The sequence below is a fragment of the Nostoc sp. NMS8 genome (assembly GCF_017115045.1).
Taxonomy (GTDB): Bacteria; Cyanobacteriota; Cyanobacteriia; order Cyanobacteriales; family Nostocaceae; genus Nostoc.
In genome coordinates, this window is record NZ_JABXKK010000085.1 from 79,701 (window position 1) to 102,514 (window position 22,814).

Sequence of the window (22,814 nt, forward strand, 5' to 3'; positions counted from 1 at the left end):
TTTAACTAATTACTGTATAATTATATACTATTTACTATGTTCAATAAATGGAATTTTTACATAATTTTGGCATTTCCTGGGGTTAATAATGTTTGGAAATTCTTCATTTAATTCAAAAGTAGCATTTTTCTCGCATACTCTTGTTGCAGGGTATTCAAGTAGCGATCGCACTCAACATCTGATCGAGCTTTCTTCAGCATATAGATTGCCATATTGATATTTGAAAGTGGATTATCTAAGTCTTATAAAAGCTTTTGTAAAACCTCATTGTATATTTCTACTAGGTGTATTTAGTAAACTATATGAGATACCAAATAATATGCCTTAGTTTATTTTTCCCTAAAATTATTTACTAATAACATATCGAGATGTTTTTCCTGGATGACATTGGTTATGGTTAGTGGCAGTTCTACCCTAAATGTCGTACCGACTCCGACTTGACTAGCAAAGCTAATTCTTCCTCCATGAAGGTCTATACAATTGTTGACTATTGCCAAGCCTAATCCCGTTCCGGGCGTATTACCAACATTACTAGCTCGGTAAAATAGTTCAAATAAATTCTGCTGTTCCTCCGGTAAAATACCAATACCTTCATCTTTAATTAGAAAAACTACGCTTTGATCTTGAACTAATAGATCAATTTGAACATTACTGCTGTCTGGTGAGTATTTGACAGCATTTGAAAGCAAATTGCTTAGTATTTGTCGCAAAAGTTTCTTGTCTATACAAGCCATAAAGTAATCATCTGTTGATGAATTACCCAAGTGCTGAGGATAGAAGACTAGAGTATGCTTGGGAGAACTGAGTTGAATTTCTTCTACTAAAGAGCGACAGAAATCAACTAAATTAATACAAGTTGGTTCAAATGCTAATTTTCCAGCTTCAGCTTTATTAATTAGCAAAATATCATCTAAAAGTTGAGTAGTGTGTTGAACATAAGTCTGAATGCACTGGAGATGTTTCTGCTTTTGTTGTTCATCTAGTTTATGACTAAAACTTTTTAGGATGCCGGCAGATGAAGTAATTACAGCTAAAGGGGTTCGGAACTCATGGGAAGTCATAGAAATGAAACGAGATTTTAATTCACTGAGTTCTTTCTCTTTTTGTAAAGCCTTACAAATATTTTCTTCAGCTTGTTTGCGTTCGCGTATATCTTTAACTATCCCAATCACATAAATCGGTTTACCAATAGGATCTCGAATTAGAGAAACCGTTATATTTATCCAAATTGCATCACCATTTTTATGTAAATAGCGCTTCTCTATGGAAAATGTTTCTACATTTCCTGCTATTAATTGTTGCAACTTATTTTGATGGGCTTGTATATCCTCTGGATGTGTGATATCAGTAAAACTTTTATTCAGAATTTCTGCTTGGTTATAGCCAATAATTTCACACAACTTTTGATTAACTTTCAGAAAACGACCATCTAAAGTTTCTAGTTTAATTCCCACCGCTGCTTGATTAAAAATAGCACTAAGTTCTGCCTCACTTTTTTGTAAGTCTAAAGTGCGTTGCTGAACCCTGACTTCTAAATCTTGATTAAGTTTTTGTAGAGCTTCTTGCGCTCGTTGCCTTTGCAGTTCAGCAGATGCCCTGGCTGCAAATACTTTGAGAATTCCTTCAAATTTTTGTTGGTCAGGTATAGGTTTTTCATCTATGATGCACAATGAGCCAATCGGTTGACCAAAATTATCACTTAAAATAACTCCCATAAAACTTTCGGACTGCATAGCAGTCAACATTTCAGCATTAGGAAAGAGTTGCTGAATTCCTGAACCACAGTAATAAAATCCTTGCTTGAGCAAAATTTCACAAGGAGTTGATTTTGGATTGTAGGCAATATTTGGTTGTAACTGCCCATCAGACCACAATCCTAGAGTGTGAACTTGCCCATCAATTAATTCAGTCACCAAAGTGTTACGAACATCTAAAGTAGAAGAAATATGCTCAACTAATGCTGGAAAAAAGTCACATCCAGTTGTAGAAGCTGTACTTTCTATCAAACTTTGTAAGGCTATTTCAGCTTGTTTTCGTTTTGTAATATCAATTCCGACTGCAACCGCAGCTGTGTTTTGTTGATATTTTTGAGCAACGAGTAAGTAATTACATGTTTTGCCATTTATTTGGACATCAATAACCTGGGAATCTGCTACATCTTGCCTATCTAAAAATTCCCGCATAAATTCTGTAAAGTGTGGGCTGTTTTCCATAAAGCCCAATTCTTGACCAACAAAAGCATCGGTAGTCAGGTTAAAACTTTCAGCCAAATGGCGATTAACTCCTAAATAATACCCATCATCATTTACCCAAGAAACAAATCCTGGTACTGCATCTATAACTGTTTGTAATTGCTCTTTTGTTTGATGCAGATTTTTTTCTGCTCGTTTGTATTCTGTAATGTCTTCGGAAATACATAACAGGTATTCGGGTTGTTGATCTTTGTCATACAAAGGAATTTTAGTCGTGTGTAAAATTCTTCTACCAAGACTGTGACTATCAATAGATTCTTCAGAAATATCTTGAGGTACACCACTAGCAAAAGTTTCTAGGTCTTTTTGGTAGAAAACATCTGCTTGTTCTTTTGGGAAGAATTCGTAATCTGTTTTGCCAATAGCTTGCTCTGCGGTAATACCAAAAATATTTTCGCAGGTATGATTCCAGAGCTTGAATTTCCCAAAACTTTCTGGTTTGGCATCTTTAACAAAGACGCCCACAGGCAAATTATTAATCATTGACTGTAAAAAGTTACGAGTCTGTTGGAGTTCTTCTTGTGCTTTTCGGCTTTCAGTGATATCAATACCTGTACAAACGATATACTCAACTTGATTATCCCGATTAAGTAAGACTTTATTTGACCAAGAAATTAAGCGGCGATTGCTATCTTTAGTAACTAAAGGAGTTTCATAACGTTGAGGAAATTCTTTGGTTGCTAAATTTTGAAAAATATCTTTGATACATGCTGTTGTTTCAGGTAACAGCAACACATCCCAAACAAATCTTCCTTTAATTTCATCAAATGCGTAACCTGTAGCTTGTTCGCAAGTATGATTGAACCGAACAATTCTTCCCTGAGAATCTAGTACAATAACTAAAGCATCTGCTAGATTCAAAACGGCAGAAACAAAATTACGCTCCAATCGCAGTTCTGCCTCAATTTTCTGGCGTTCTAAAAGTTTAACTCGTGTATAATTGTATAGTTCTGCTTGTAGAATAGAAACTGTCACCAGACTTGTAGGAGTAACTAATCCAATTAATTCTCCTTGCTCGCCGACAATCGGTAGATGGCAAATCTGATGTTGCCTTAGCAAATGTAACGCGGTAAAAACATCTTTAAAATCTTTTAACTTTAGTGTTATTAACTCCCTTGTCATCACTTGGGCAACCCTGATTCCCTCTAGATTCTTTCCTTGTGCTGTCAGTTTAATTAAATCTCGTTGGGTAAGTATTCCTACCAACTGCGAGTTTTCCATAACTAAAACACAACTGGCAGCTTGAGATGGAGCGCTGTCTATATCTCTACTGGAGTTTGTCAAAGAATTGCTATTTTTGTTTGGCAAGCCATGACAATTACCTTGTGCTTCATTAATCAGTGCGATCACATCGGGAAGCAGAATCTCAGAGTTAACAATGAGCGGGTGACGAATGATAGTCTGTTGTAAGTTATCAGAACTGAGAGAGTTAATGAACATTATGTATAAATGCCTTGAAATAAATTATCTTTCTTTATATAAAGATGTAAGCAACATTTTTACTTATACGCTTTTAAAAAGCATCAGTGTTTTCTAGGATTAATTCTATTCTGATTTTTTATGTAAATTTTATATTATTTAAATTAAGCTCATCTCTGTTAAGAAGCATGTTCTTCTGAAAAGTATGTTATTGGATATTGGTTTGATTGATGATATAAAAAAACTATGTTTTCCAGATAGATGCAGCTTAACTCTAATGCCAGACATGGGAACTAAATAATAACTATGATTTGATTAAATTACTAAGATTTAAAACATCTAACTATGTTCATAATTCCAACATTTATCATTCTGCCAGGTTCGATTAATATCTTGACAGTCAGACTTATTCTCAATCCAGGGAATTGATGTCGGGCTGGTAACGGAAGATGAAACTATAGAGCTAACTAAAGACTTGAAACCCTTGACTTCAGGCATGGGGTATTCTGAATCCTGAATTCTGACTCCTTCTCATGAATTTTATTCATACTGGACACGGAGGGGAAAATTTTTCAGGGATTTGGCGATCGCACCATCCTGAAGGGCAATATAGAGATATCTCAGGCTGTCTATTTTGTATCTCAATATCGGCAGGAATTCCATCCCTTGAAGGGGTGAGAGAGATAGCTTTGGTATAAATTACTCATTTTGTATCAAGTTATTAGCATGATTATGATTATCGGGATATAATTTTTTGGAAGCGCGATCGCGTTTGTATTTTTAACTTATGAGTCATCCTTGTTGCCTCACGATCCTGCTGATTGATGATTGCGCTAAAAATCGGGAAATATATCATCACTTCTTGCAGCAAGATTGTCTGTATACTTATCGCATTTTGGAGTTTGAGACAGCAACGCCAGCACTGAAATGGTGTCAGCAGGAGATACCAGATGTGATTGTGCTGGATTTTGCGTTGCCTGATGGGGATGGACTGAAGTTTATTCAGCAATTTCGGGAATGCCATAGCCATACCCAAACTGCTGTAATTATGCTGACAGGACAAGGGGATGAAATTATCGCTATCCAGGCGATGAAAAGCGCTGTTCAAGATTATCTAGTTAAAGATAAACTCACGGCTGAAGTTCTTCAAGGCGCAATTCATCATGCCGTTGAACGGATGCATCTAATTCGACAATTACAACAAAGTCGAGAACAACAACAACTGATTGCCGCGATCGCCTTACGGATTCGTCAGTCTCTTAAACTAGAAGAGATTCTGGATACCATCGCCACAGAAGTACGGCAGTTTTTGCAAGCAGACCGAGTAGTGGTCTATCAATTTCAGCCAGATATGAGCGGTACAATTGTTGCAGAGTCAGTGCTTCCTGGTTGGACGGTGGCTATGGGAAGGCAAATTCTGGACACCTGCTTACAACAGCGAGCCGGAAGTGACTATCGCCAAGGAAAAAAACGAGCGATCAACGATATTTATCAGGCTGGTTTGACTAGTTGTCATTTGCAACTTCTAGAACAATTTGAAGTCAAAGCCAATCTGGTAGTACCTATTATAGTTAAAGAGCAATTATGGGGATTATTAATTGCTCACCAATGTACTGCATCTCGCCACTGGCAATCAGTAGAACTAGATTTGTTGGATCAACTGGCAGTACAAATAGCGATCGCCATTCAGCAGGGAAGCGCATATCAGCAATTACAGGCAGAACTGGCAGAACGCCAGCGGACAGAAGCAGCTTTAAAAGCCAGTGAAGAAAAGCTCAAGCTTACCCTGAATTTTGCTGGTATAGGCTATTGGGAGTGGAACCCAATCACCAATCAAATATTTGCTAGTGAAAATACAATTCGCTGTTTTGGTTTTGATCTGAGCGATCAAAACTGGACTTATGAAAAATGGCTCAACCAGTTACATCGAGAGGATCGAGAATGGGTTGAGCAGGATTTGAGGCAGGCGATCGCCACACAAACTGATTACGCTGTGGAATATCGAGTTGTCTGGCAAGATGGCAGCATTCACTGGGTATCAGGAAAAGGACGGGGAGTTTACGACACAACCGGACAACTGCTGCGGATGTTAGGCGTGTTAATAGACATCACAGAACGCAAACTCTCAGAAGAAGAACGGCGACGCGCTCAAATATTGCAAATTGAATTACATTTTCTAGAGCAGATTCTCGAAATAGTTCTAGCAGGTTACTGGGACTGGGATATTCCCAACAATCAGGAGTATTTGAGCTTAACCTTCAAGCAGATGTTTGGCTATGAAGATCGTGAATTGCCAAATACACCAGAGAGCTGGCAACGCCTGATTTTTCCAGAAGATTTACCAGGTGTTTTAAAACTTTTTGATCAACACATCCAAAGTCGTGGAAAAATTCCCTTTTACAACGAAGTGAGATATCGACACAAAGATGGTTCTACCGTTTGGGTAATTTGTTCTGGTCGTGTCATTGCATGGGATCAAAACGGCAATCCTCTCCGCATGATTGGTTGCCATATTGACATTACAAAACGCAAACACATAGAAGCTCAATTATTAGCGATCACTAATTTGCAACAAGCTATTTTAGATGGTACTGACTATGCCATTATTTACAATAACTCAAATGGCATCCAAACTTTCAATGCAGCGGCTCAGAAAATGTTGGGCTACAAAGCCGATGAGGTCATTCAGCAAATAAACCCAACTAGATTTCACGACTTGGAAGAACTCAACCAACAAGCAGCAGAACTCTCGTTGGAATTGGGTAGGGAAATTGCACCCGGTAGGGAATTTTTTACTATCGTCACTCAAAATGGAAGCACCTATGAAAATGAATGGACTTACATTCGTAAGGACGGCTCTCGCTTCCCTGTATTTCTGTCGATGAAAATCCTCCAGGATTTGGAAGGACACAATATTGGCTTCTTGAGTATTGCCAAAGATATTACCCAGCAAAAACAAATAGAGACAGCCCTTCAAGACAGCGAACTTCGTTATGCACATCTGGCAGAAGCGGCTCCTGTAGCTATTTTCCGGCTGGATGTCTTTGGTAGCTGCATCTACGCCAACGATCGCTGGAGTGAGATGACTGGTAGACCAACACAGGCAGCATTGGGTATGGGTTGGGTACAAACTTTGCACCCAGAAGACGGCGAGCGTTTGAGGAGGGAATGGTTTCTAAAATTTGAGCAAGAACATGTTAACCCAAGGGAATTTCATCAGAGTGAAGGCAGGCATCTACGTCCAGATGGCAGCATCAACTGGTTCTATGTGCAAGTGCTACCCGAAATCAACACCAATGACAAGATTATCGGCTACATCGGTACATTGACAGACATTAGCGATCGTAAACTTGCTGAAGAAAAATTGCATCACCTCTCAGAACGTCTCACCCTAGCGATTAGCTCTGGAGGATTCGGCATTTGGGAATATGATTTCGTCCAGGACAAGCTAATTTGGGACGATCGCATGTACGAACTGTATGGAGTAAACAACACTAATTTTAATCATTCTTTTGATGCTTGGTTCAACTGCCTGCACCCAGACGATCGCCCTTATCTGCTGGAAACTATGGAACAAGTTGTCCAACGCAAAAAAGAATATAATGTTGAGTTCTGCATTGTTCAGCCGAGTGGAGAAATTCGTTTCCTCAAAGGTTGCGGTATTCTCAAACGTACCCAGCAGGGTGAACCTGTATGGATGATTGGGATTAACTATGATATCACCGACCGCAAACAAGCCGAACAAGAACTCATCCACAATCGGGATTTGCGAGAAGCAATTTTTAACGAATCTGCTGATGCCATTTTTCTGGTCGATCCGCAAACGCTGCTCACCCTAGATTGCAATCGGCGGGCGGTGGAAATGTTTGAGGCGGTTGATAAAACTGAATTGATTAATATTAGTGGGCAAACACTCCAGCGGTATCCATTCACTCCTCGCGAAACGGATGCGATCGTCACAGATATGCAGTTAAAAGGTGTGTGGAGCCGAGAGATTGAATATGTTACTCTTCAGGGCAAAATTTTCTGGGGAAATATTGCAGCTAAACTGATTACTGTTGCCGGACGTACCATGAACCTAGTACGGGTTACAGATATTAGCGAACGCAAACAGGCACAAGAGGCACTGGCGAAATATGCCCATGTCGTCGAAGATTTGTACAATAATGCTCCTTGTGGCTACCATTCCCTCGACAGCGAAGGCCGATTGCTCAAGGTCAACGAGACTGAACTGCAATGGTTGGGTTATACCCGTGAGCAAATGATTGGCCAACCCCTAGAGAATTTTCTCACCCCAGCCAGTCGCTTGTTTTTCGCACAAAACTATCCTCATTTCAAAGAACAAGGCTGGGTAAAAGATTCGGAGTTTGACATGATTTGTAAAGATGGCAAGGTTTTGCCAGTACTGATCAGTGCTACTGCCGTCAAGGATGTAGATGGAAACTATTTATACAGCCGTACTACCCTGTTTGATATCCGCGATCGCAAACAAATCGCGCAAGCATTGGAAGAATCACGCAAAATGCTACAAACGGTACTAGATACATTCCCCCAAAGTGTTTTTTGGAAAGACCGCCAATCGCGGTTTATCGGCTGCAATCCAGCATTTATCCGCCATTCTCAACTGACAGCCAATGAAATCATCGGCAAGACTGACTTTGAACTACCTTGGTCAAAATGGGCACACCTTTACTGTGCAGACGATGCAATGGTGATGAACACCCGAACACCGAAACTAGGCTATGAGGAGCCATCTGAAGGGTCTAATGGCGAACAACTCTGGCTGCGAACAAATAAAGTTCCTCTGACCAATAGTGCAGGTGAGGTGATTGGCATACTGGTATCTCACGAAGATATCACAGAACGCAAACAAGCCGAAGCACAACTCCGGCAGACCAATGAGCAACTTGCTAACACCAACGTAGAACTTGCCCGTGCCACTCGCCTCAAAGACGAATTTCTCGCCAACATGAGCCATGAACTGCGAACACCCCTGAATGCAATTTTGGGGATGTCAGAGGGCTTACAAGAAAGTGTATTTGGTTCCATCAATGAAAAACAAGCAAAAGCGATCGCCACAATTGAGCGCAGTGGCAGACATTTACTAGAACTAATCAACGACATTTTAGACTTATCTAAAATCGAATCTGGCAAACTAGAACTGCAATTGAGTGATGTTTCTGTCAGAAGCATTTGTGATACCAGCCTTGCTTTTATCAAGCAGATGGCTTTAAAAAAGCATATTCGTCTTCATACTCATATTTCTGAGAATATTGACACCATCCAAGTAGACGATCGCCGCCTGCGTCAGGTACTAATCAACCTGTTGAGTAATGCTGTCAAGTTCACGCCAGAAGGGGGTTCTGTAAAGTTAGAAGTCCGGTTAGGGGAGGCAGGGGGAGATGAGGGAGCAGGGAGCAGGGAGCAGGGGGAAAATTCCTCTCCTCTGCACCCTTCCCCCCGCCCCTCTGCCTCACTCCCCTCATCCCCTTCAAACCTCTACTTCCATATCACTGACACCGGCATCGGTATCGCCGCTGAAGAAATCGGCAAGCTGTTTCAGCCCTTTATCCAGCTTGACAGCAGCCTCAACCGCCAGTACAGTGGTACTGGTTTAGGTTTAGCACTGGTACAACAGATTGTTACCTTACATGGAGGAACAGTTTCGGTTAGTAGTGAAGTTGGCAAGGGAAGTTGTTTTACTGTTCGCATTCCCTACTGTACTAGCGATAATGTTCTAACCACGCAGGTAAATACTTTTTTTTCCAACTATCGCTTACCTGCTGAAAATGCTCAAGTTTTGATTATCGAAGATTCTGTTGCGGCGGCTGAACAAATCACTCGCTACTTCAGCGAAATGGGAATGCAGCCCATCATCTATCCCCAAGGTGAAGGCGCTATAGAAGAAGTACTGCGCGTTCAGCCTGCTCTGATCGTTATGGATCTACAACTGCCTAATCTATCTGGTTGGGACGTACTAAATCAACTCAAGGCCAACCCAAAAACCAAAGATATTCCAGCGATCATTATTTCAGTTGTGGATGAGCGTAGCAAAGGACTGGCTCAGGGAGCGTTTGAATACTTGGTCAAACCCATTACTCGCGCTCAACTTCAGGTAACTATAGAGAAACTGCATGCTTCTGACTTGCCAAATCTAATTGTAGTGCCTGAAGCAGTTCTAGACGCTCCTTTGATTTTGCTGACAGAAGATAATCAAGCAAATATTGATACTATGTCCGGCTATCTTGAAAGTCGAGGGTATCGTCTCATTTTGGCAAACAATGGACAACAAGCTATTGATCTTGTGAGAGTTCAACGCCCCAACTTAATTGTGATGGATATTCAAATGCCGGGAATGGATGGGTTGGAAGCAATGCGCTGTATCCGTAGTGATCGCCAATTTCTGCATATTCCAATTATTGCACTCACGGCATTAGCTATGCCTGGCGATCGCGAAACTTGTTTAGCAGCCGGAGCAAACGAATATTTGACCAAACCAGTAAAACTTAAACAGCTTGTAGCCACAATTCAACAACTTTTAGGAAGGTAGCGGAAATTCTCGATGGATAGTCAACCCTCTATTTTAGTAATCGATGATGAACCCGATAACTTTGATGTTGTTGAAACTTTGCTGGATGGTGAAAACTACCAACTATATTATGCTCCTAGTGGTCAACAAGCTCTAAATCGCCTCGATAGTTTTCAGCCCGATCTGATTTTATTAGATGTGATGATGCCCGATCTCGATGGGATGGAAGTCTGCCAACGCATCAAAGCCGATCCACAATGGCAAGCAGTACCGATCATTATGGTGACGGCATTAACCGATAAAGAAGATTTGGCTCGATGTCTGGGAACGGGTGCAGATGACTTTATTAGTAAACCCGTCAATGGCGTGGAATTACGAGCTAGAGTTCATTCTATGTTGCGGATTAAACAGCAACACGAAAGTATGCAAGTATTGCTCAAACTGCGAGAAGACATGGTAAATATGATTGTACACGATCTGCGAAATCCACTTACCAGCATTGTCTTAGGCGCAGAGATTCTGAGGTTTACAGGTTTGTCACCTAAACAGCAGCAAGGAAAAATCGATCAAATTTTACTTGCTGCACAACAGTTACAATCGTTAATTGATAGCTTGCTGATCATGGCAAAGCTAGAATCTGGAAAAATGCTTCTCAACTACACAGAAATAGACCTTTGTACCCTGTGTATGTCAGCTATCGCAGATATTGAGGCGATCGCTGCTCAAAAGAACTTGACCCTTTTTAGTGACTTACCCGAACCTGGTGGCATTGTTGTAGTAGATGCGGTTATCTTTCGTCGAGTACTGGATAATTTACTTTCCAATGCCATTAAATTCTCCCCATCCAAGTCTCAAGTCACCCTACGGGCAGAGTATTTGGTAGCAGGAGGCGCTAAAGTGCAAATTGCTGATTCCGGTTCGGGAGTAAGTCAAGACTTACGACAAATCATTTTTAAAAAGTATGAAATTGGAACTCTGATGTCAGAAGTTTCACAAATTGGTTTAGGATTGGCTTTCTGTAAAATGGCGATTGAAGCACATTCCGGTACAATTACCATCGAAGATAATCATCCAAATGGTAGTATCTTTACTGTATTACTCAAAAATCAATAATTAATTCTAAAGAAATGTAAGGGCAATGCATGAATTGCCCCTACGAAATATCATATTTTCAGTGTCTTTTTGCCTAAGCCTTGGTCATATAGAAAAGCTAAGGCGAAACAGATCAGGTACAGGGATTAACCACGACCCCAGTCGCGATCGCGTTCATAGCGACGGTTGTTGTCATAAATGTTGCGAAGGTTATTATCGCGTTCATAGCGACGATTATTTTCGCGTTCATAACGGCGGTTATTTTCGCGTTCATAGCGGCGATGATTATTGTCACGGTTATTTTCGCGTTCATAGCGGCGATGATTATTGTCGCGGTCATTGTCACGGTCATAGCGGCGATGATTGTCGCGGTCATAGCGGCGATTATTATCGTCACGAATGTTGCGAAGGTCGTTCTGGCGGTCATAGTCACCATTTCTGTATTGGCGACTATGACGTTCGTAGTTACCATCATCGTTGCGTTGATAGCCGTAGTTATCTAACTCAGCAAGATAAGACGCTGGTGTATTAGCATCAGCTTTTGGAGAAATAGCCAAAGCTGATGCAGATGCTATCAAGCCGGCAAGTAAAATGGAGGTAAAGCGGTTCATGATGTGAGTCAAAAATTGTTGACAGTAATTTATGCAAGTCCAGTCTGTTTAGGAAGAGCAGATTCCACAAGTTCTTAAATCAATCCTAACAGTGTTGAATAACTCGAAAAGTTTTCTTAGGTGCGGTGATTCAGAAAAGTTTTGTTGTCTGTGATACTTTCTGACGTTCCAAATGCCGGGAAAAGTTAAAATTAAAATTAATCTATCAAATACCTTTGCTAAATAAGAGGATGTTTTAAAAGTCCTCTGCTCGGTAGCAAAACGTTTTAGATCCCCCTAAATCCCCCTTTTTAAGAGAGACTTTTAGAGACTTTGCCCCCCTTTTTAAGGGGGGGTTGGGGGATCAATAAGTGCATAAAATTACAGCCACCCACTTTCAAAACATCCTCTAAAGAATTATTTTTGATTTAATTCGTAGGAGAGTTTTTAGTACAATATGTACTTTCAGTTAATTTTTGAGGCTGGGAATTACCCAGCCGGCTGTTTGCTATTTTAAATTAATCTACACTTGTGACATCTATCTGAAGGTTATCGAAGTTAGCGATCGCTTCTTGTAATTTATCCAAAACTAGATCGACAGCAATACTACCTAAGTCTCCAGAGGCGCGGGTACGGATACTCAAGGTGTTGGTTTCCACTTCTTTCGCTCCCACCACTGCCATCACGGGTATTTTTTCTTTCTCTGCATTGCGAATCTGTTTACCCAAGCGATCGCCACTGGTATCAACTTCTGCACGGATGCCCAACGCACGCATTTTCGCCACCACATCTTTCGCAAAGTCTAGCTGTGTATCGCCCACCGGCAGTAATCTAGCTTGCACTGGCGCTAACCACAAAGGGAAATCACCAGCATATTCTTCAATTAAGATGCCAATCAACCTTTCCAGTGAACCAAAAGGCGCACGGTGAATCATTACTGGGCGTTTGCGAACCCCATCTTCGGCGACATACTCCAACTCAAAGCGTTCTGGCAAATTGTAATCTACTTGCACAGTTCCTAATTGCCACTCCCGATCTAGGGCATCACTAAAGATAAAGTCGAGTTTCGGCCCATAAAAAGCCGCTTCTCCAATACCTTCAAAGTGTTCCATCCCCAAGGTTTCAACCGCACGGCGAATTGCACCTTCGGCTTTGTCCCAAACTTCATCAGAACCGATGTACTTATCACTAGCAGGATCGCGGAAACTGAGTCTAGCTTTAAAGTTCTTCAGTTGCAGCTTATTGAACACCGACAAAATCAAATCCACCACACTGAGGAATTCGCTATCTAGCTGTTCTGGGGTGACAAACAAGTGAGAATCATCCACAGTAAAACCGCGCACCCTTGTTAAACCGCCCAATTCCCCTGATTGTTCGTAGCGGTAAACAGTGCCAAATTCTGCCAGTCGCATCGGTAGTTCCCGATAAGAGCGTAACTCACTCTTATATATTTGGATGTGGAAGGGGCAGTTCATCGGCTTCATAACGAAGCCCTGTTCCTGTGCAGCAGCTTCTTGATCGTCCGCCATTAAGGGGAACATATCTTCTTTATATTTCTGCCAATGTCCAGAGGTTTTAAATAAATCTACTCTGGCAATGTGAGGCGTTACTACAGATAAATAACCCCGTTTTACCTGTTCTTGCTTGAGGAAGTCTTCTAAAGTACTCCGTAACAGAGTGCCTTTGGGTGTCCACAAAGGTAAACCCGGCCCTACTAGATCGGAAAATATAAATAATCCCAGTTCCTTACCCAGTTTCCGATGATCTCGTCGCAGCGCTTCTTCTTTGCGTCGCTTGTACTCAGCGAGTTGTTCTGGACTTTCCCAGGCGGTGGCATAGATGCGTTGTAGTTGGGCTTTAGTTTCATCCCCACGCCAATAAGCGCCAGCAACGCTTTCTAGTTCAATTGCTTTCGGGTTTAATTCACTGGTATTTTCCAGATGAGGCCCCGCGCACAAATCCCACCACTCATTCCCCAGGTGGTAAATCGTGATTGGTTCGTTTTTGATATCTGCCAGAATTTCTAGCTTGTAAGGTTCTTTAATTTCCTGAATCCGGCGTTCTGCTTCTTCGCGGCTGACTTCTTCCCGAATTACTGGCAATTTACGATTGATAATTTTCGCCATCTCTTTCTTGATGGCTTTGAGATCGTTTTCGCTAAATGGTTCTGGATTGTCGAAGTCGTAGTAAAAACCGTTTTCAATCCAAGGGCCGATTGTAACTTGTGCCTTGGTAAACAGCTTTTGTACCGCCATTGCCATTACATGGGAAGCAGTGTGGCGAATCTTTTTTAAGTTCTCCGATTCGCTGGTACGCGGTAAATAAATTTTTTCAACTTGTTCTGACTGTTGTGACTGATTTGATGGATTTGGCGACATTGGCTGCTGAACCGTTGGCGAAGTGATTACAAAAGTTGATTTATCTGAATCTGTAGACTTATTCAACTATAACGACTTTGGTTTTTGCCAGTTAAGCTATCAAGAAAGAATTCAGAATGAATTGGAATCCGATGGTTACTTAGTTTGTCGAAGTACTGGCGTAATGAATAGAGGGGTTTAAGACTCCGCTAAATATGTTTTCTTTAATGGTGCTTCTAGGTGGCGGGTTTGAATCCCCCACTATTTTGATTCTGAGTCCTGAATTTTGACTCCTGAATTCTTCTTCAATCCAAAGATAAAGATAAATTTTTGATTTCTTACCTGAGTGTCAAATTCAGGATTGCCCACGTAGGCGTAGCCCGTCGTAGACATCGCTAATTTATCCTATGAATTGCAACTCGGTGTCATATATACCTACTTGTGCCTCTCCAAAGGCACTGTACAAACCTGATATCAAGACTATAATAATAAAATCTGTGTTCTTTGTTACATATTTTTACATCTCACAATTATGAGAAAAAAACGAAAAGTGTTAAGAAACGTAAATAACGTTAATATTAGTAAGCAAGTTTGAAATATGCCTCTCATTTATGCCAGACTCAAATGTACCAGGGACTGAGTTGCTGAAAACGGTTTTAGAACCCCTGCTAGAAGATTTTCAGCATTGGTTTACGCGATCGCGCCATTTACTCGAAACTGAGGAACTCTCATTTATGAGTCACCAAAAGCAATCTGACTTGCTCTTGCGGGTTAAGCAAGCGCAGGATGAACTAAATACCGCGAAGATGCTGTTTAATGCAACTGATAAACAAGTCGGGATTGAGATGGCAACGTTAATGCCTTGGCATGAATTAGTAACAGAATGCTGGAATGTCGCAATGCGCTTTCGTCAAGGACGAGAAGTCTAAGCAGCACCTATGAGCATCTGCTAAATTACGGCAGATTACTTACCAAATATCTAATGACAAAATGAGGAAGCGTCTACATAAGATGGTAAATCAGTCGTCAAAGAGATAGTAAAAAATTTCTAACAATTTCTTAACATTATTTGGATTAACAAGATAATGTATCCTATGCTACCGTAAGTGAAATAACGGTTGACAAATAGCTTCATATAGATGTAAGCGCGCGAAGAGTGCGTAAAATACTCGTCTTAACTGTGATTCACAGAATCGGCGAAACAAAGCGTTACAAAATAAAGTTTAAAAAATTCCTGTCCTGGAGGAAAATCCAATGTTACATCTCCTTTACATTCTTGCTTTTACAATCCTTGCATTTATAGCGGTTGGGAACTTAATTCGTAACCTGATCATGTTCAGTTTTGATCGGGAGCGGACTTACCCAACGAATTCCTCACAAATGAATAATCAAGGCAACTATGGTTATTATTCATCAAAGAGACAATTTGTACCCCATCCAGAGTTATTAGATAGCGCCGGAAACTTAATTAAAGAGCCACTTTTGGTAATGCGTTCAATTAACGTTGAAGATGCGCGTCAACATCTCGATGCACTTTACGAAGCATCCCCAGGAAATAAAAGAGACAATTCAGAAGAAGCATAAAATTAGAGACGCGATTAATCGCGTCTGTTAATAATTTGGGTGTAAATTATTGTTATTTTTGCATCCTTAATTTTTTTTAGTATAAATTTATTACCGTTCTGAAATTTGAGGCGATCGCCTACTTAGGCTGGTAAGTTAATATTTTGTTGTCCTCGTGAATACTATGAAAACTGAAGTCTTAAAAAAGAGACTCCATAAAAGTCGTCCAATGACGACAGTCACAATTCGCATTCCCGAAGATGTGATTGAGGATTTGAAGCGAGTAGCACCATTGCTAAGGTTTTCTAGTTATCAGCCATTAGTTCGCACTTACATCGGACAACAACTCCGAGATGATCTTGAGCGACTTGAGGGTGATACTGGTTACTAGCATAGAATAACTTATGATCTATTATTTAGAAGTGTATTGACCAGATTTGAGTTCATAGTAGATGGGCCACCAGTATCACAACAGACTCGTAAGCGTGGTAAGGGCAATCGGCTTGAAGATTGGAAAAAGACAGTGCTACAAGAGGCTAAAAAATACTGGTCTTCAGAACAAAAAATAGCTATTGGGTGGGTTATGCTCCAGATAACCTATTTCTATGATTCCGATCAAATGGATGTAGACAATATAGTGAAGCCTATTCAAGATGCACTTAAAGAATTAGCATACTACGACGATCGTCAAGTAAGCGATCTCGTAGTTAGAAAGAGAAATTTGTCAGGTAACTTTAGAATAGAAAACATGACCCCGACATTGGCGGAAGGCTTTGCTCGCGGCAATGAGTTCTTACATATTGTGGTAATTGATGCTCCTAACCAGGAGGTAATTATTTGATGGAAACTCCAACCGCAAACTTAGAAAGAGAGCGATTGCTGAAACTAGCAGAGGAGTATCGTGAAAAGGGTTACGAAGTTTTTTTTCATCCAAATCTAGAAGAATTGCCTGACTTCCTTAATAAATATCGCCCCGACATGATAGTACGTCGGGGGGAAGAAAATGTAGTTATTGAAGTGAAGTCACGCTCCTCACTGAACTCTTCTTCTAATCAAGACTTACGTAATTTAGCTCAAGCGGTAGAAAAACATCCTGGTTGGAGATTTGAATTAGTAATGACCAACCCAGAGGATATAATGTATTCTCTGAAAGCAGAGGGTTCTCTTCAAGAACATGAAATAGAATCGCAGTTGCAAGTAGCAAGGCAACTGATAACGCAACATCCAGAATCAGCTATCTTATATTCATGGTCTTTAGTAGAAGCAACTTTGAGACTTATAGCCCAAAAGGAGGAGCTAAGTTTACAAAGATTTGATCCACTCTATTTGGTGAAGCAATTAGCAATTGAAGGTGTAATTTCAAAATCTCAGTATCAATTACTAATGAATTCACTCTTATTACGTAATTCTATTGCTCATGGCTTCAAAACTACACAAATTACGCAAAATTCTGTATATGAATTGATCGAGCTTACAGAGCAACTTTTGAGAACTCTACACACTAGCGATGAACCAGGCTAACACTTGGTTATTGGAGTGGATGGCACTTGCGATGATGTCTACGACGGGCTACGCCTACGCACTAATCATAAAATAGGGAGTAGTAAATTAATTCCCTACTCCCTACTCCCTTTCTAAGCTTCAATAACTACCCGTAAATTGCCCCGTTTTTTCGCAACGCGACAAGCAGTCGTAGTCCCAGAACGCTCGAATTCCAAATCGAGGATGGTGGGGCCGACTCGCAAATTATGAAATGACAGGCGATTAATCGATTCTGGCAAAGCGGGGTCGATGATTCGCAAGCAGTTATTTTGAGCATCAGGTACCAAATTGACCATCATTTGCAGTAGTTGGAAAATACTACCCGTAGCCCAAGCTTGGGGAGTGCAGGCAACTGGATACTGCACAGGGGTATTATCACCGTTCCGTTCGTAGCCGCAGAAGAGTTCTGGAGGACGTTGATAGGGTTGTTGCTGGGTCATATCGAATAAACCTTGGAATATTTCTAAGGCTTGATCGATTAGACCGAGCGATCGCAATCCCATTGCAATCAGAGCGTTATCATGGGGCCAAACCGAACCAGTGTGATAACCCATTGGATTGTAAGCAGGTGACAAACTACTCAGAGTCCGAATTCCCCAACCATTAAACATATCTGGGGCCCGCAACCGTTCTGCTACACTATGAGCTTTTTCGTGTGTGAAGAGTCCCAAATGTAGACAATGACCGGGGTTTGAGGTGATACTATCTACTGGCTTGCCATCTCCATCCAAAGCCAGAGCGCAGAAATCCTGGTTTTCCACCCAAAAATCTCGATTAAAACGAACCCTGAGATTTCTGGCCTCTTCTTGCCAACGATCTGCCAAATCAAGCCGCTTCTTCATCCTAGCGATTTCTGCTAGGCGGATTTTTGCCGCATAGACGTAAGCTTGCACCTCAGAGAGCGAAATTGGCCCATTAGCTAATTCTCCCTTGTGGTCTACAATACAGTCGCCAGAATCTTTCCAACCTTGGTTAACAAGACCGCGTTTCGATTTACGAAAATAACTGAGGTAGCTGGTTTCTTTGCTATTGCGATCGATCCACTCCATTGCTGCGAGAGCATTGGGCCAAAGTTGCTCTAGAAGTTCTTGATCGTTAGTCCAAGCGTAATGTTCGGCGTAGAGCATCAGCCACAGGGGAGTCGCATCAACTGTACCGTAGTAGGGCGTATGGGGAATTTCTTGACAACGAGCCATTTCTCCCAAACGTAACTCGTGCAAAATCTTACCCGGTTCTTCTTCGCGCCATTCGTCATCGACTTTACCTTGGTATGTCGCCAGCAATATCAGGGTTTCCTTGGCAATTTCCGAGTTTAACATCAGAGTTTGAGAAGCTGTAACCAGCGAATCTCGCCCAAATAGTGTCGAAAACCAGGGCACTCCGGCGGAAACAGTCTTATGCTTACCAAAAGATTGGCGCAACAAATACATATCTTGTTCAGCCCGCTCAATCACTCGATTGAAGGTGCTTTTATCTGAGCTAATGCGGGTAATTTGTTGTACCCAGTTTTGCTCCTCCATCAACTCAGCAGCTTTCGCCTGTCCTAAAGTAGTAGCGGCGCTGACGGTTGAACTAGACTGGTTGTTTTTCAACATACTCACTCGGTAGCCCAGCTTTTGAGTTTCGTGAGAAGCCAACTCTAGCTGCCAAACCGCAGTATAACCCTTGAAATAGTCTGGTTGCCGATGCTGGAATAGAATTCGGGATTCCATCACCGAGCCATCCAGACCTTGATAGGCAAGTGTTAGGGATTCTTCCCTAGAGGCGGATGGCTCTTTGGGTATCGGTGAAACGCCATCGACCTGAGAAAATGTTCCTTCCTCAGTCGTTGGTTCGACTAAGCGTAAAAGCCGGCCTCGTTTTTCTCTGTCATAGCCCCGGACTTCAAATAAATCAACAAAATCTGCATCAAAGCTGATGCTTAGTTCAAAATTGACAGTGGTTGTGCTGTAGTTAGATACCTCTATTTCTTCAAATAGTGCGCCATTCAGCACAATTTCTCGGCGAATTCCGATAGTCTCGGCTTTCAAGCGATCGTCGATTTTGGGGGTAGTACACAAAACTGAGAGCGAAAACCCTTTCTCAGCAGTACTACTGAGAAGTACAGGCGATCGCCCTTCAATTTGCAACTCCAAGCGATTAAGAAATCTCGTATCACAACAAAACAGTCCCATACTAGGATTGCCATTGTTGAGAGAACAGCCAGAAATATTCCCGATAGTATCTGTTACAAAAAATAAATCATCATCTTTAACCGTCAGTGTCGGTTGCGATCTTTCAGCCACAACACAAGGCCACTCCGGGATAGGTAATTGTTCGGCAGGAATAAAAGTTTTTCCATCCAGGAAAATTTTTTCCGGGGTTATGAGTGTATCCGGTGTCATTAGTCAAAGTTCCGTGTATGGGTCTATTTTTGAGTATAATTCTCTCAACCAAAAGGCAAAGGGGCAGAGGGGAAAGAAGAAATACCCTCTTGTTTTGAGACAGAGCAACTAAATTTATTTAGATCGCAAAAAGAAATATTTGTGCCGAGATACACAGTGCAAACAAATAACACCGTATCCTGGAGAGACAGAAGATACAAAAGTCCGGTCACGTTGCTTCTCTACAAGACGCCAAGGGCGAACGCTCCGAATTCAAAATGACGCTCGTGACGCTCGTTCGCCCTTGGCGTCTCCCCTTGAGAGAAGACTTGCTAACGCTGCGCTAACAAAATTCTTGCATTATTGATCCCCATAAATAAATTTAGGGGCTTGTATCACGAGTCGTTTTCGGTCAGTTATTCTCACTCTGCTTTAACAGCCTTTTTCAAGTAATTGAACTATAGCGTTTTCTAATCATATAAAGTACATCATAGCCCTCTCCTCATTTGCGGGGAGGGGGTTCTTGTACCTCTACTCAAGCGAGAACTGCCATATACTACTCCTCACTCCCTAATTCCCCGTCTTAGTCGTGGGCTATGCAATCAATGATCCTTAAAACCATACAATAATTAGTATTTTAGTATCATAGCCCCTGAAAGATTTTGCCTATACAGGCACATAGCAAAGTTGGTCAAGAATGTATATTGGGCGTAGTAGGTTGTCAATCAACCAATTAAGTTGTGTGTACTCCTCCTAGTTGGTAACGAAGTGTTGCGCCTGCTTTGGCGAAAAGCGCTTTTTTGGCGTTCTTTACATATTGCAACTGTCTATTTAACTTGAGAGTCCCTTGGAATTTGTACAATGCAGCTGTGACGTGGATCTGATCGAGGTTGAGCGTTTAACAATAATTCATGAGCATTTCGACTTCTGTGCTGAGTGATCTGCTAAAGTCCCTACCCTACTTGCGGCCCCAGCTATATTTTAAGGCTTCACTAACGGCGCTCTCCCACGCGATGGAAGATCAAGTTTTGGCTGGGACTTTAGTCCAACCCCTTGTAATTGCTAGTTTCCAGCGAGAGCGATTCTACCGCCAAGAAGCTCATCGCTACCAGCGACTTGCCTTGCGGAGTAATCAAATATACGTATTATCTGCTCCAGAAACGGATTTTACTAACAGTTCGGAACACTACGAAAAAGTGGCTTTTGAGCCAACGGATGGCTTAAGTCACGAGTGGCATTTGGTCGTGATTGCTGACAATTACGCTACTTGTCTGGTTTGCCGGGAAAACCTTAGTTCAATTGCTAAAAATAAGCAACTACCAGAACTAAGCCCTAATCTGGATATCGACACAGCGCGAAGATTTGAGGGAATTTGGACATCGGAAAGGGGAGTTAGCCTCAAAGCAGCCGAATTGCTGTTAGACAGGATTTTGGTTTACAGACCAGAACTAGTAAGTAAAATTGAGGAGGCACGTCAGAGGTTTGGCATCGGACAGCCACGAAACTACTCTGGAGCAGAACAGGTCAATGAATATGCCTGTGACATTGATACAGATCCCTTTGTGCAGCGCTTAATAACTTATTTGCAAGCGAGTCAGTACAAATTGCACAAAGCCTATCGTTCCATTGCTGCCCAAGCACGAAAAGAGCGATTAGTCAACTCAATTAGTACTGCCATTCGGCGATCGCTCGATCCTCACGAAGTTCTCCAGGTGGCGGCACAAGAATTAGGACAACACTTAGAAGCTTGTCGCTGTTTAATTTACCGCGCTCAAGCCGCAGATAGCCAAGCCATAATTGAACACGAGTTTTTGACGCCTGGTACTTTATCTGTTTGTGGGCAAACCTGGGAGTTAGAGAAAAATTCCCTATTTCGGGACATCGTAGAACAAGGCGAAGGTGTTTGTGTGAGCGATACGTTGAGCGATCCTCGCGTTACCAATTCGCCAGGACTTTCGATGATCGCCAAAAAGTTTGCCATTCGTTCTTGGTTGATGGAACCAGTATTTTATCAGGGGCGATTATTGGGCATTGTGGAGTTACACTATTGCCGAATGCCACCGCACGAGTGCCAACCAGGGGAATTGGATTTGGTAGAAGCGATCGCCACCCAGGTAGGAGCCGCTCTCATTCAAGCGGAAGCCTACGCTAACCTAGAAGAACTTAACCAACAGCTAGAAGCCCTAGACCGCACCCGCAGCAACCTTATAGCCATCACTGGGCATGAACTGCGTACCCCCCTATCAACAATTCAAGTCTGCCTAGAAAGTCTCGCTAGTGAGCCAGATATGCCTTTGGAGTTGCAGCAAATCATGCTCAACACTGCTCTTTCTGACTCAGAGCGGATGCGAAAACTGGTACAAGATTTCCTCACACTTTCCAACTTGGAAAGCGGTCGAGTGCAATGGCATCCAGAATCACTCAGCTTACAAGAGTGTATAGATTTATCACTCAGCCGGAATCGCACGCGTTCCTCAACCGAAAAGCCGCCCCAAATCAAAACTCAAATTGCCGAAGACCTACCTCTGGTTAGAGCCGATGGTGATTGGCTAGTAGAAGTACTGGCAAAACTCATGGACAATGCTTATAAATTTACGCCACCCCAAGGAGAAATTACCATTAAAGCGATTTACAACAGCCGTCAAATGGTCGAGGTAACTGTAGCTGACACTGGGCGCGGCATTGAACCGAATCGTTTAGAAATAGTTTTTGACCGCTTTTATCAAGAAGAGGGAGCGCTACGTCGCACCACTGGCGGCACTGGACTTGGTTTAGCAATTTGCCGTCAAATTGTTAATGGCTGGGGTGGAGAAATTTGGGCAGAGTCAACTGGCAAAGACCAGGGTAGTCAGTTTCACTTCACCATCCCGATTGTTCAGAATAGCCAAGAGGAAAAGCGGACAAAAGTTAAGAGTAGATAGGGATTGGGAATTGGGGACTGGGGAAGGTGGGGCCCCCTCTGGGGATAAGGGGTAATGGGGATTGGGGATTGGGGACTGGTTTTTAACAAAGGACTAATGACTAATGACCAATGACCAATGCACAATAACCAATGACTAAAAGACTAAAAACTGTTACAGTCTATAACGCGATCGCAATATGATCGT

At 41.9% G+C, this 22,814-nt stretch carries 11 protein-coding genes and 1 pseudogene; 8 read left to right on the forward strand and 4 right to left on the reverse strand.

Annotated features, from left to right (window positions below; genetic code table 11):
* Positions 1-329: 329 nt before the first annotated feature.
* Entirely contained in the window at positions 330-3,692 is a 3,363-nt protein-coding gene (locus HWQ39_RS16155; protein ID WP_292846800.1) for a PAS domain S-box protein, read from the reverse strand.
* Positions 3,693-4,458: 766 nt separating this feature from the next.
* Between HWQ39_RS16155 and HWQ39_RS16160 the strand changes: the two genes are divergently transcribed.
* Positions 4,459-10,221, forward strand: coding sequence for a PAS domain S-box protein (locus tag HWQ39_RS16160; RefSeq protein ID WP_292846803.1), 5,763 nt, complete (start codon positions 4,459-4,461; stop codon positions 10,219-10,221).
* 12 nt (positions 10,222-10,233) lie between these two features.
* The gene (locus tag HWQ39_RS16165; RefSeq protein WP_292846806.1) at positions 10,234-11,313 is read left to right on the forward strand and encodes a hybrid sensor histidine kinase/response regulator; all 1,080 of its coding nucleotides are present in this window, start codon (positions 10,234-10,236) and stop codon (positions 11,311-11,313) included.
* A gap of 125 nt (positions 11,314-11,438) precedes the next feature.
* On the opposite strand, the gene HWQ39_RS16170 is transcribed toward HWQ39_RS16165, so the two are convergent.
* Together HWQ39_RS16170 and thrS are read right to left on the reverse strand one after the other, a co-directional pair.
* The gene (locus tag HWQ39_RS16170) at positions 11,439-11,903 is read right to left on the reverse strand and encodes a hypothetical protein (protein ID WP_292846809.1); all 465 of its coding nucleotides are present in this window, start codon (positions 11,901-11,903) and stop codon (positions 11,439-11,441) included.
* A gap of 497 nt (positions 11,904-12,400) precedes the next feature.
* A complete protein-coding gene (gene thrS / locus HWQ39_RS16175; RefSeq protein WP_292846812.1) occupies positions 12,401-14,260 on the reverse strand; it encodes a threonine--tRNA ligase in 1,860 nt (619 codons plus the stop codon).
* 590 nt (positions 14,261-14,850) lie between these two features.
* Between thrS and HWQ39_RS16180 the strand changes: the two genes are divergently transcribed.
* The 5 genes and pseudogenes from HWQ39_RS16180 to HWQ39_RS16200 all read left to right on the forward strand — a co-directional run bounded on the left by HWQ39_RS16180 (position 14,851) and on the right by HWQ39_RS16200 (position 17,323).
* The gene (locus HWQ39_RS16180; protein ID WP_292846815.1) at positions 14,851-15,168 is read left to right on the forward strand and encodes a DUF2605 domain-containing protein; all 318 of its coding nucleotides are present in this window, start codon (positions 14,851-14,853) and stop codon (positions 15,166-15,168) included.
* Positions 15,169-15,493: 325 nt separating this feature from the next.
* Positions 15,494-15,823, forward strand: a complete 330-nt coding sequence (locus HWQ39_RS16185; protein WP_292846818.1) for a DUF2973 domain-containing protein — start codon at positions 15,494-15,496, stop codon at positions 15,821-15,823.
* Positions 15,824-15,986: 163 nt separating this feature from the next.
* Positions 15,987-16,184 (forward strand): annotated as a pseudogene (locus tag HWQ39_RS16190) (hypothetical protein); the annotation flags it as partial.
* Positions 16,185-16,229: 45 nt separating this feature from the next.
* Complete coding sequence (locus HWQ39_RS16195; RefSeq protein WP_292846821.1) at positions 16,230-16,643, forward strand: RusA family crossover junction endodeoxyribonuclease; 414 nt, start codon at positions 16,230-16,232, stop codon at positions 16,641-16,643.
* The gene (locus HWQ39_RS16200; protein WP_292846823.1) at positions 16,643-17,323 is read left to right on the forward strand and encodes a hypothetical protein; all 681 of its coding nucleotides are present in this window, start codon (positions 16,643-16,645) and stop codon (positions 17,321-17,323) included. The genes HWQ39_RS16195 and HWQ39_RS16200 overlap by 1 nt, the downstream gene beginning before the upstream one ends.
* A 113-nt stretch (positions 17,324-17,436) precedes the next feature.
* On the opposite strand, the gene HWQ39_RS16205 is transcribed toward HWQ39_RS16200, so the two are convergent.
* Positions 17,437-19,728 carry an amylo-alpha-1,6-glucosidase gene (locus HWQ39_RS16205; RefSeq protein ID WP_292846826.1) on the reverse strand — a complete coding sequence of 764 codons (2,292 nt, stop codon included), beginning with the start codon at positions 19,726-19,728 and terminating at the stop codon, positions 17,437-17,439.
* A gap of 890 nt (positions 19,729-20,618) precedes the next feature.
* On the opposite strand from HWQ39_RS16205, the gene HWQ39_RS16210 reads away from it, so the two are divergent.
* The gene (locus HWQ39_RS16210; RefSeq protein ID WP_292846829.1) at positions 20,619-22,628 is read left to right on the forward strand and encodes a DICT sensory domain-containing protein; all 2,010 of its coding nucleotides are present in this window, start codon (positions 20,619-20,621) and stop codon (positions 22,626-22,628) included.
* Positions 22,629-22,814: the final 186 nt, after the last annotated feature.